General features: G+C 40.4%; 7 protein-coding genes. 4 read left to right on the top strand and 3 right to left on the bottom strand.

All coding sequences use genetic code 11. The features are described from left to right. Positions 1 to 9 precede the first annotated feature (9 nt). Both ACU52_RS05325 and ACU52_RS05330 read left to right on the top strand, forming a co-directional pair. Positions 10 to 1,074: a DUF2027 domain-containing protein gene (locus ACU52_RS05325; RefSeq protein WP_021854936.1), complete on the top strand. Its 1,065-nt coding sequence runs from the start codon at positions 10 to 12 to the stop codon at positions 1,072 to 1,074. 21 nt (positions 1,075 to 1,095) lie between these two features. Continuing rightward, positions 1,096 to 3,036, top strand: a complete 1,941-nt coding sequence (locus ACU52_RS05330; protein ID WP_053398026.1) for an NAD(+) synthase — start codon at positions 1,096 to 1,098, stop codon at positions 3,034 to 3,036. A gap of 846 nt (positions 3,037 to 3,882) precedes the next feature. Here ACU52_RS05330 and thrC read toward each other — a convergent pair. The 3 genes from thrC to thrA are packed head-to-tail and all read right to left on the bottom strand — an operon-like array spanning position 3,883 to position 8,915. Then, the gene (gene thrC / locus ACU52_RS05335) at positions 3,883 to 5,187 is read right to left on the bottom strand and encodes a threonine synthase (protein WP_053398027.1); all 1,305 of its coding nucleotides are present in this window, start codon (positions 5,185 to 5,187) and stop codon (positions 3,883 to 3,885) included. A 24-nt stretch (positions 5,188 to 5,211) separates the two neighbouring features. Continuing rightward, positions 5,212 to 6,456 (bottom strand): cofactor-independent phosphoglycerate mutase, encoded by a 1,245-nt coding sequence (locus ACU52_RS05340; RefSeq protein ID WP_053398028.1) that lies wholly within the window; start codon positions 6,454 to 6,456, stop codon positions 5,212 to 5,214. 20 nt (positions 6,457 to 6,476) lie between these two features. Further along, on the bottom strand, positions 6,477 to 8,915 hold the full coding sequence (gene thrA, locus ACU52_RS05345; RefSeq protein ID WP_053398029.1) for a bifunctional aspartate kinase/homoserine dehydrogenase I: 2,439 nt from the start codon (positions 8,913 to 8,915) through the stop codon (positions 6,477 to 6,479). 141 nt (positions 8,916 to 9,056) lie between these two features. Between thrA and ACU52_RS05350 the strand changes: the two genes are divergently transcribed. After that, positions 9,057 to 10,220 carry a dienelactone hydrolase family protein gene (locus ACU52_RS05350; RefSeq protein ID WP_053398030.1) on the top strand — a complete coding sequence of 388 codons (1,164 nt, stop codon included), beginning with the start codon at positions 9,057 to 9,059 and terminating at the stop codon, positions 10,218 to 10,220. Between the two features lie 10 nt (positions 10,221 to 10,230). Next, complete coding sequence (locus ACU52_RS05355; RefSeq protein ID WP_053398031.1) at positions 10,231 to 11,805, top strand: NAD(P)/FAD-dependent oxidoreductase; 1,575 nt, start codon at positions 10,231 to 10,233, stop codon at positions 11,803 to 11,805. Positions 11,806 to 11,827: the final 22 nt, after the last annotated feature.

Genomic DNA, 11,827 nt, shown 5'->3' on the forward strand with positions numbered 1-11,827 from the left:
CGATTAACGATGAAAATAGGAGATAAAGTAAGATTCTTGAGTGAAGTTGGAGGCGGTGTCGTTGCCGGCTTTCAGGGTAAGAATATTGTTCTAGTAGAGGACGAAGACGGTTTTCAGATACCAACAAGTATAACTGACGTTGTTGTAATAGACAATGACGACTATAATATAAAGCATGATGTTCAGAATGTCAGTACGGTTAAGGATGAAGACGAAGATTATGATCCCGCCGACAGACCTGTAACTTTTACTGCACAGCCTGAAGAGCGAAAAGGTGGAGATGCGCTGTCTGTTTATCTTGGCTTTGTGCCGGTTGACATAAAAGAGATAACTAACACAAAGTTTGAGGTTTATTTGATTAACGACAGCAATTATTATATTGATTTTACTTACCTTACTGTTGAAGGTACAAGTTGGAATTTACGTTCTAAAGGAACTGTTGAACCTAACACCAAGTTGTTTATAGAAGAATTCGGACGTGAAGTGTTGAATGAACTTGAGCGTGTTGCCGTACAGTTTGTGGCATATAAGAAAGACAAAGGATTCCTGCTTAAACCTGCTGTTGATGCTCAGCTTCGTATAGATACTGTAAAATTCTATAAATTGCATACATTCCAGGAGAATGACTTCTTTGAGCAGTCTGCATTAATTTATACTTTGATTGAGAACGACAAGCCCGTACGTCCACTTGTAGTTGACGCAAAAAAACTTAAAATGGAGATGGCTCGAAAGGCGTCAGATGACAACAAACCGAGAGCTGTTGTTCAGAATGCTCGCAAGAAGTCAAAAGACGAACCGGTTGTTGTTGACTTGCATGCTAACGAGCTTCTTGATACAACTGCAGGAATGTCTGCTGCAGATATACTTAACTATCAACTTGATGTATTCAGAAAGACCATGGACAGCTATATGGGCAAACATGGTGTCAAGATAGTTTTTATACATGGAAAGGGTGAAGGAGTGTTGCGTCATGCGGTGATTCACGAACTCAACTACCGTTACAAGAATTGCTCTTATCAAGATGCTTCGTTTCAGGAGTATGGCTATGGAGCTACTCAGGTCACTATAAAGTAATAATACAAAAAAAGGATTTACATGCAAAACGGATTTATTAAAGTGGCGGCAGCCATACCTTCGGTTAAAGTAGCCGACTGCTCATATAACGTGCAGCAGATTGAGAGTCTTATAGCCATGGCAGAAGGAAAGGGTGTTGAGGTGATTGTTTTTCCGGAACTTTGTATTACCGGTTACACTTGCCAGGATCTGTTTAAACAGACACTTCTTTTAGAGCAGGCAGAAACTTCAGTTCTCATGTTGCTCGATTTCACCCGCAAGCTGGATATAATCAGTATTGTAGGTGTGCCTGTAGTTGTTGGCGATTTGCTGTTGAATTGTGCCGCAGTGATACAAAAAGGCGATTTGCTTGGGCTTGTTCCGAAGACATATCTTCCTAATTATAGTGAGTTTTATGAGAAACGTTGGTTTGCTTCGTCACAAGATTTGCAACCTTCTGAAATTCGTTTTGCAGGCAATAAGATTGTAGTTACGCCTCAGCCGACACTGTTTCGGACATGCGACGGAGCCATGTTTGGCGTGGAGATATGTGAAGATGTGTGGGCTCCGGTGCCTCCTAGCTGTAATCTTGCGCTCTCTGGTGCAGACATCATATTCAATCTTTCAGCCAGTGATGAGCTTATCGGTAAGCACGACTATCTTAAGGGACTGTTGGCTCAGCAGAGTGCACGTATGATTTCTGGCTATGTTTACAGTGGTTGTGGATTTGGCGAAAGCACTCAGGATGTGGTCTACGGAGGAAATGCCATTGCTTATGAAAATGGTCAGCTTCTTGCTGAAAGTGAACGTTTTGCTCTTGATTCTCAGCTGATAATTACCCAGATAGATGTAGAGAAGATTCGTAACGAACGTCGTACCAACAGCACTTATATAAATGCCCAGCGTGGACATGATTCGCGTATCGTAAATGCTCATACTGTGATGCCGCGTGACTTTGAACTTATACGTGATGTTGATCCTCATCCGTTTATTCCGAAGACTGACGACATGGAAAAAAGCTGTGATGAGATATTCTCAATACAAGTGGCCGGATTAGCCAAACGTCTTGTTCATACAGGATGCAAGACTGTTGTTGTTGGTATTAGCGGAGGTCTCGACAGTACATTGGCTTTGCTTGTATGTGTAAGAACATTTGACAAGCTGCAATTGTCGCGCAAGGGTATTGTAGGCGTAACTATGCCTGGCTTTGGAACAACAGACCGCACATATAACAATGCAGTAAATCTGATGAAAAGTCTTGGCATCACATTGCGTGAAATCAGTATTGCAGATGCCGTAAAACAACATTTCAATGACATTGGTCATGACATTAACGTGCATGATGTTACTTATGAGAACAGTCAGGCGCGTGAGCGCACTCAGATTCTTATGGATCTCAGCAATCAGCTAGGTGCTTTGGTTATAGGTACAGGCGACCTTTCTGAGCTTGCCTTAGGCTGGGCTACATATAATGGTGACCATATGAGCATGTATGGAGTGAATGCCGGGGTTCCTAAAACGTTGATAAAATATCTTGTCAAGTTTGTTGCTATGAGTGAAGACAGCGATGAAACACGAAGCATACTTCTGGATATAATTGACACTCCTATAAGTCCAGAACTTATACCGGCCGATGAGGCTGGCAACATAACACAGAAGACGGAGGATCTTGTAGGGCCTTATGAACTTCATGATTTCTTCTTATATCATATAATACGTTTTGGTTATCGTCCGTCAAAGATTTTTATGCTTGCACGTAAAGCTTTCGATGGAAGTAATCCTGAAGTTCCTTTCTATGATGATGAAACGATAAAGAAATGGCTTACAATATTTTTGCGCCGTTTCTTCAATCAGCAGTTTAAGCGTTCTTGTCTGCCTGACGGACCTAAAGTCGGCAGCGTCAGTCTTAGTCCGCGCGGCGACTGGCGTATGCCGAGTGATGCTTCGTCTGCATTATGGCTTAAAGAATGTGAGCAGATTTAAGAATTGGCCGACATATAAAAGCTGGAAAATTTGTTGTTGAATATGTCAGTTATGTGAAATAAGGCGTGCAGTTTGTCTATATGCAACTGTTCGCCTTATTTTTTCTCGGTACTTTTCATACATTGATTATTGTTTGTTTTGAGTGGGTTTTTAGTTCTTTATGCTGGTAGAAATATTATCTTGACACCATTTCTAAATTGTTTTTTGTAAATATTTTCTACCATTCAAATAGAAAACTATTTGTTTTTGACGCATTGAGAGCAGGTGCTTTATTTTCATTCTTATGTTTTGCTGCAAATTTTGCTCAAATATTATAATTTGTGTATATGCTTGATTTATAGGCGATTAGAGTAACAGCGCATATGGGCTTATCATATTGTTTTTGCAAAATGTGGCTTTTTAGAATGTAAAACCATAGATTTTTAAAGATAAACACATTGCTTTTAAGCAGCAAAACCAATGGTTTTACAATATAGAATAGTGCTTTTGGGCTTATTAAAGGCTCAGAAATGTGAATTTGTGTTATTATTCATGGCTGAATATACTTATATTATTAACGTAAATTTAGAACTGATTTCTAGATTAAAGAAAACTCTGGTCTTGATTTTTTACAGATTTTTCAAATTTTAGATTGTTAAAAATGTAAAGTAGATTGTATACGTGTAAGATGGCTTTCACTTTTAATTTAAGTGCCTGTTTTGATTATGATGTTGTCGTTATGCGTTGAATATATAAACTTTTTTATCATAAATAAAGGCCTAAGCCAAAAGTTAAACAGACTTAGACCTTTATTTATGATGCATATTTTTATCCATTATGTGTTTATGAGCGCTACAGATTATTGCTCTATTGCTGTTCCAGCAAGAACGTTTTAAATCTATTGAAGTCATTAGACATATTTACGGTCTGTTTTTTACCTTTCATGAAGTCTGCCAGCCGTTGCGGTATCTTAATTTCTGTTCCGATGATTTTTTCTATTGTGTCCTTAAATTTTGCAGGATGAGCCGTTTCACAGAAAATCCCTGTTTCATTAGTGTTAAGTAGATCTTTTAGCGCCTGATAGCCACAGGCTCCGTGCGGATCAAGTATATAGCCGTTTTCATTGTAACACTGTTTGACTGCGTTGCTTATTTCTTCGTCTGTGTATGTAGCTCCGCTTATCATTGATGCTATTCTTTCATGCGAGCCTTCATATAAGTCATATATACGCGCAAAGTTACTAGGATTGCCTACATCCATTGCGTTTGCAATGGTCTGTATGCTAGGTTTCGGCTCATAAACGCCAGTCTTCAGATAGTTAAAGAATATATCGTTGGCATTGTTTGCTGCTATAAAACGGCATATTGGCAGACCCATTTCTTTGGCAAATAGTCCGGCTGTTATGTTTCCGAAGTTTCCGCTAGGCACACATACAACAAGATTGTCAGTCAGTCCGTTGGCTTTCATTCTTGCGTAGGCATTAAAGTAGTAGAATGCCTGCGGAAGGAATCTCGCCACATTTATAGAGTTGGCAGATGTCAGTTTCATGCTATTGTTCAGCTCTTTGTCCATAAAGGCGTTCTTTACAAGGTTCTGACAATCATCAAACACTCCGTCAATCTCAATGGCTGTTATGTTGTTTCCGAGAGTTGTAAATTGGCTCTCCTGTATTTTGCTTACCTTGCCTTTGGGATACAGCACATAAACATGAATGCCGTCAACTCCCAGGAAACCGTTTGCCACGGCCGAACCAGTGTCACCGCTTGTGGCAACCAGCACGTTTACTATCTGTTGAGATTCTTGCCTGATGAAATATTCAAGCAGGCGTGCCATGAATCGTGCCCCAATATCCTTAAATGCAAGGGTAGGGCCATGAAAAAGTTCCAAGGTCCATATTTTGTTGCATATATTTTTTACAGGACAATCGAACGACAGGGTGTCATAGACAATCTTTTTCAATGCGTCAGTCTCTACATCATCGCCAAAGAATGCTTTGGCCACTTCATACGATATTTCCTGAAATGACATTTTGTCGAGGTCCTTGATAAACTCTTCAGGCAACTTGTTGATTCTTTCCGGCATGTATAGTCCACGGTCTTCAGCCAATCCGTTTACCACCGCATCGCGTAGTGAAACACATTCCGATTTTTTGTTTGTACTATAATATCTCATATCGCAGCTTCCTTTGGTTTGTTTTCAGTCTTTCATGAATGTTTTCATAAACTCGTTGAGTCTTAGCAGTCCGTATCCTCCATCTGCACAGCTCATTTCGTCGTAAGTCTTTACGTTGTCGGGTGTTATTCCGTCATGCCAGATTATGAACGGAACGGGCTCTTTTACGTGAGTGCGCACTTCTACCGGAGTGGGGTGGTCTGGCAATATAGCCATGCGCACAGGAGCATCTTTCCATGTCTTTATTTCTTCATAAATAGGTTTAATGATTTTGCTGTCGAGATTCTCTATGGTTTTAAGTTTCAGTTCGAGGTCCCCGTCGTGTCCTGCCTCGTCGCTTGCTTCAAGATGCAGAAAAACAAAGTCATCCGTCTTTAGCGCCTTTATCGCAGCTTCAGCCTTGCCTTCATAGTTTGTATCCGCAAGTCCTGTGGCTCCTTCTACTTTTATTATTTTCAATCCCGCATAAAATCCTATGCCACGAATCAGGTCAACTGCCGATATAACCGAGCCATTCTTGATTTTAGGGTACATATAGCATAATTTTTCCATGTCTGGGCGGTAGCCTCCTCCCCATGGCCATATGCTGTTGGCTGCGTCTTTTCCGCTTATGCGTCTTTCTTTATTGATCGGATGTTTCTCTAAAAGTTCTTGAGATTTTACAATCAGGCTGTTTATGAGCTTGGCAGTTTCATTACCTGTCATTCTGTTGCCGTCACGCTTTTCTTCCCATCCGGGTTCTGCTTTTACCAAAAGCCCTTTCCATTGTTCGTTCGGATAGTCGTGTGGTGGAGCACAAATTATGTGTTTGTTGCCTCCTCGTATTATGAGCAGGTGGCGATATTGTATTCCGGTAATGAATTCGATTTGCTCATCGCCGAGATGTTTGTTCAGATACTTTATAAGTATTTCTCCTTCTGAAGTATTCAGATGCCCTCCGTTATGATTTCTGATAACACCATTTTCAAGCGTTATTATGTTGCACCTCATGGCAAAATCATCAGGTCTCATGTCGTATCCGATGCTTGCTGCTTCTAGTGGTCCTCTGCCTTCATAGACTCGATTAAGGTCATAGCCTAGGATGGCAGTGTTGGCAACTTCGCTGCCCGGAAGAAATCCGTCAGGAATAGTTATTAGTCTACCTGTACGCCCTTTGCATGCGAGCATATCCATATAAGGCTTGTCGGCATATTGAAGAAGGGTTTTGCCTCCAAGTCTGGCGACGGGATGATCTGCCATTCCGTCGCCTAAAATGATGATATGTTTCATGTAGCCCCTCCTTTTATGGACTAAATGTTTGCTATGCTCATTATGTTAGCGAACACACCGGCTGCCGTTACACTTGCTCCTGCGCCGTAGCCCTGTATTAACATCGGGTATTCTTTATAGCGTTCAGTAGTTAGCATCACAATGTTGTTAGACCCTTCAAGATTATAGAAAGGATGTCCTTTTTCTACTGTTGTGAGTTCTACGCTGGTATTCCCCATTTCCATTTTTGCAACAAAGCGCCATCTTTTGTTCTGGGCTTCAAGCCGTTTGCGTTTCTGTTCAAACTCATCATCAAGCATAGGCAGATGTTTCCAAAAATCGTCCAATGAACCATTAAAGAATGATTCTGGAATGAAGAGTTTCTTCTCAACATTATCCTGCTCGGCTTTATATCCGGCTTCTCGTGTCAGGATGATGAGTTTGCGTATGACATCTATTCCGCTTAAGTCTATTCTGGGGTCTGGTTCGCTATAGCCTTGTTCTTTTGCACGTCTGACAGCTTCTGAGAACGGAACATTTTCAGACAGTTCGTTGAATATGAAGTTTAGCGTTCCGCTTAATACGGCTTCTATTTTCAGAATTTTGTCACCAGAGTTGCGCAGGTCGTTTATTGTTCCGATGATAGGAAGCCCTGCTCCCACATTTGTCTCAAATCTGAATTTAACACCTTTGGCAAGGGCTGTCTGTTTAAGTTTTATATAACTTTCATAATCAGATGAGGCTGCTATCTTGTTTGCTGCAATAACAGAGATGTTGTGCTCAAGAAAATCCTGATATAAAGCTGACACATCTTTGCTGGCAGTACAGTCTACGAATACGCTGTTAAATATATTCATGCCAATAACCTCTCTGCGTAGTGTCTCGGTGTCGGTAATCTCTGATTGTACAAGCTGTTCTTTATATGTGTCGAGGTCAATGCCTTCGCGGTCGAATATTGCATTGTGGCTGCTTGCGATGCCGACAACATTTAATTGCAGGCGCCTGTTTTGTTTCAGTTCATCATGTTGTGAGCGTATTTGTTCTATAAGTTTGCTGCCAACTGTGCCAACACCGCATATAAAAAGGTTAAGTACGTTGTATTCAGAAAGGAAGAACGAATCATGGAGAACATTGAGTGATTTGCGTAGATACATGCCGTTGATAACGAACGAAATGTTTGTCTCAGATGCGCCCTGGGCACATGCGATGACGCTTATACCGCTTCGTCCAAGTGTTCCAAACAGCTTGCCTGCTATGCCGGGAACATGTTTCATGTTTTCACCGACAACGGCAATTGTTGCAAGTCCTTTCTCTGCACGCATCGGGAACATGGCTCCTGTTTCAATCTCTTTGGCAAATTCTTCGTTAAGTACGTTTACCGCAGCTTCAGAGTCAGACTCTTTCATACCGATAGAGGTTGAATTTTCAGATGAAGCCTGGCTTACCATAAATACAGATATGCCATTATTTGCCAATGCAGTGAATATTCTTCGGTTTACACCGATTACGCCGACCATAGATAAACCGGTGACGGTAATTAATGCCGTACCACTGATGCTTGAAATACCTTTTATGGCTTTAGTATCATTGTTTATTTCTTTTTTTATTATGGTGCCAGGATTTTTCGGATTGAAAGTGTTCTTTACCCTTATTGGTATGTTCTTTATGCATACCGGATAAATCGTCGGAGGATAAATTACTTTTGCTCCGAAGTTGCATAACTCCATTGCTTCAATATAGCTGAGCTCATTTATGGTATATGCAGTTTGTATTATGCGAGGGTCTGCTGTCATGAAACCATCAACATCAGTCCAAATCTCAAGTACCTCAGCATCTAATGCCGCAGCAATGATTGCCGCGGTGTAGTCACTTCCGCCTCTTCCTAGGTTGGTTGTTTCGTCGGTATTCTTGTCTTTACTTATGAAGCCTGGTACAACAGATATTCGTGGCAAATCCTTGAATGTTTCGCATACTAAAGAGTTTGTCAGCTCACTGTCAAGAATGTGTTTACCATTCTTCTTATGTTCAGTTTTGATAAAGTCGCGTGCATCAAACCAGCATGCGTTTTTTATCAGTGTTGCTACAATGTTTGAACTAAGCCGTTCACCGTAACTTACAATTGCGTTTTGTGTCTTTTCACTGAGGTCGTGTATCAGATATACGCCATAATAGATACTCTTTAATTGTTCAAAAAGAGCATCTACGGTATTAAAAAGATTCTCACGCTTGGTTGTGTCTGTTATTATAGTGTCAATCATCTGATGATGGCGGTTCACCATGGCATCAAATTCTCTCTTATATGATTCATCTCCATTCAGTGCCATTTGAGCAGTAGACAAAAGCTTGTCCGTGATGCCTCCCAATGCACTGACAACAATTATTACTGATTGTTTTTTAGCTTCTTTTTCAACAATCCTCTTTAAGCACATAATGCTTTTAACGGAACCTACGGACGTTCCTCCAAACTTTAATACTTTCATTTTATCTCTTTTATTTAGTTGAGCCCCTCTGACAAATAGGGTTTACGCTCTGTTAAATTGGTCACAAATTTAGCAAGATTTCTTGTTTGTGGCAATTATTTTACATAATAAATTGCTATTTTTGCACAAAATTGGAATATTATGTTACAGGTTATATATAAACGGACGTTGCTGCTTGTCCTCGTTTTGGCTGTATCTTTTGTGAATGTAAACGGTCAGAAGAGAAAGTCTTATGAATTTTATAAGGATTTTCCAGTATACGCTGATAAATTACTTGCAGACTTGAAGTATCCACTGGCATGGGGCAATTGTAATGAAACAGATTTTGGTAAATGGAAAGATACAGCACGTAAAAAGGTGTTTGAATGTATGATGACACCGCCAACGGCAGCAAAAAGTTATGATATAAAGATACTTTCAGAAGAGCATAGAGACGGATATGTTGCCCGTAAAATTGAATTTAATCTTTCTGATTATTATCGTGTGAAAGCTTATTTGTTGATTCCTGATGGCAAAGGACCGTTTCCTGCTATAAATCTTTTGCATGATCATGGGGCGCATTTGTTTATTGGCAAAGAAAAGATGATAATGCCGTTTGATGAAGATTCTGCTGTTATTGCAGATGCACGTCAGTGGTGTGATAAGTTATACGGCGGACAATTCTTTGGCGATTATCTGGCAAAAAATGGCTATGTAGTGTTTTCTACTGATGCCCCTTTATGGGGAGAACGCGGTAGAGCGGAAGGTGTTGACCGAAAAAAATATGATATTATTGCAGGTAACATGATGATGTACGGAAGAAATCTATGCGCATTTATGACATATGATGATATCGCATCAACAGATTTTCTTGCAAGTCTCAATGTGGTTGATTCAGACAGGATAGGGTGTATTGGATTTTCTATGGGAGCTTACAGAGCGTGGATGCTTGCGGCTTTGTCTGAAAAAATTGCCGCATGTGCATCTGTTTGTTGGATGGTGACAACCGATGTGCAGATGACATGGAAGTACGGACGTAAGGAAAATGGAGGATTTGCTAACTGTATTCCTTCATTACGGCAGTATCTTGATTATCCTCATATTGCTAGTATTGCTTGTCCTAAACCTATGTTTTTTATTAACGGATTGAACGATAAGCTATTTCCTGTACCTGGAGTCAAAAAGGCTTATGCAATTATGCATGATGTGTGGGATAGTCAGAAGGCCGGAGACAGACTGGTGACTGAGTTAAGGGATATAACCCACTCATGTGGCATAGAAGAACAGAAGAGTGTTCTTGACTTTATGAATAAATTTTTGAAATAATATTTTGAATATGATAAGTGAATATCAATTACGTGTGCTGCCTCAACAGGCTTTCAATGAAGCAACAATAAAAGAATATATATCACGTGAAAAGGCTATTGATGCGAGGACAATAAAGCATGTCAGAGTGCTTAAACGTAGTATTGATGCCCGTCAGCGTACTATCTTTATTAATTTGAAAGTAAGAGTGTATATTAATGAAGAGCCTGAGGATGATGTTTTTGAGCATGTAGAGTATAAAGATGTTTCTTCAGCTCCTTCGGTTGTTGTTGTTGGAGAAGGTCCTGGTGGGCTTTTCGCTTCTTTGCGTCTTATAGAACATGGATTGCGTCCTATTGTTATAGAACGTGGTAAAGATGTTCATGAACGTAAAAAAGACCTTGCTGCCATTTCACGAACTCATAAGGTTGATAATGAAAGCAATTATTGTTTTGGTGAAGGTGGTGCCGGTGCTTATTCTGATGGAAAACTATATACAAGAAGTAAGAAGAGGGGTAATATAAGTAAAATATTAAATGTCTTTTGTCAGCATGGAGCTCCTCTTGCGATTTTAGCCGATGCTCATCCGCATATAGGAACAGACAAACTTCCGCGTGTTATAGAAAATATGCGAAATACAATATTAAAGTGTGGTGGAGAAGTTCATTTTCAAACAAAGGCAACAGGAATCATTGTTGAAAATGATAAGGCATTGGGTGTCGAGGCTGTAGATCTTAAAAGTGGTAATGAATTAGTCTTTAAAGGACCCGTGATTTTGGCTACAGGACATTCATCAAGGGACATTTATGAGTATCTATATAAGTCTGGAATAGAAATTGAAGCCAAGGGACTTGCTGTTGGTGTGAGGCTTGAGCATCCGGCCGAACTTATTGATCAGATCCAATATCATAACAAGAACGGACGTGGAAAATATCTGCCTGCAGCGGAATATAATTTTGTCACTCAGGTTGATGGGCGTGGCGTTTATTCATTCTGTATGTGTCCTGGTGGCTTTGTAATTCCTGCTGCGACAGGAAAGGAACAGATTGTTGTAAATGGCATGAGCCCGAGTAATCGTTCTTCTAAATGGTCAAATAGCGGAATGGTTGTTGAAATTCATCCTGAAGATATTGAAGGAGAGCGTGATGCCTTGTGCATGATGCGCTTTCAAGAGAATTTAGAGAAGATGTGTTGGCAGCAAGGCAATATGAGGCAGACAGCCCCGGCTCAGCGAATGGTTGATTTTACACGCTCTAAACTCAGTTATGATTTGCCTAAGAGTTCTTATGCACCTGGACTAATCTCTAGTCCTTTACATTTTTGGATGCCAAAGATAATTGCGGGAAGACTAAAACAAGGATTTGAAACTTTTGGAAGGATAAGTCATGGTTTCCTTACCAATGAAGCTGTGCTTATTGCCACAGAAACACGAACTTCTTCGCCAGTGAGAATCATGCGTAACCCGGAAACATTGCAACATGTGCGTATTCAAGGCTTTTTCCCATGTGGTGAAGGTGCCGGATATGCAGGAGGAATAGTTTCTGCAGGAATCGACGGCGAACGTTGTGCTGATGCAGTTAAGCAATATCTTAATATGCAGAACTAATAAAATGTCCGAAGGGATTCAT

The sequence above is a fragment of the Xylanibacter rarus genome, from assembly GCF_001275135.1.
In the GTDB taxonomy this organism is placed as follows: Bacteria; Bacteroidota; Bacteroidia; order Bacteroidales; family Bacteroidaceae; genus Prevotella; species Prevotella rara.

What these genes read in the sequence shown, in the direction of transcription:
- ACU52_RS05325 (WP_021854936.1), top strand. Translation starts at nt 10, where the DNA reads ATGAAAATAGGAGATAAAGTAAGATTCTTGAGTGAAGTTGGAGGCGGT.
- ACU52_RS05330 (WP_053398026.1), top strand. Translation starts at nt 1,096, where the DNA reads ATGCAAAACGGATTTATTAAAGTGGCGGCAGCCATACCTTCGGTTAAA.
- thrC (WP_053398027.1), bottom strand. Translation starts at nt 5,187, where the DNA reads ATGAGATATTATAGTACAAACAAAAAATCGGAATGTGTTTCACTACGC.
- ACU52_RS05340 (WP_053398028.1), bottom strand. Translation starts at nt 6,456, where the DNA reads ATGAAACATATCATCATTTTAGGCGACGGAATGGCAGATCATCCCGTC.
- thrA (WP_053398029.1), bottom strand. Translation starts at nt 8,915, where the DNA reads ATGAAAGTATTAAAGTTTGGAGGAACGTCCGTAGGTTCCGTTAAAAGC.
- ACU52_RS05350 (WP_053398030.1), top strand. Translation starts at nt 9,057, where the DNA reads ATGTTACAGGTTATATATAAACGGACGTTGCTGCTTGTCCTCGTTTTG.
- ACU52_RS05355 (WP_053398031.1), top strand. Translation starts at nt 10,231, where the DNA reads ATGATAAGTGAATATCAATTACGTGTGCTGCCTCAACAGGCTTTCAAT.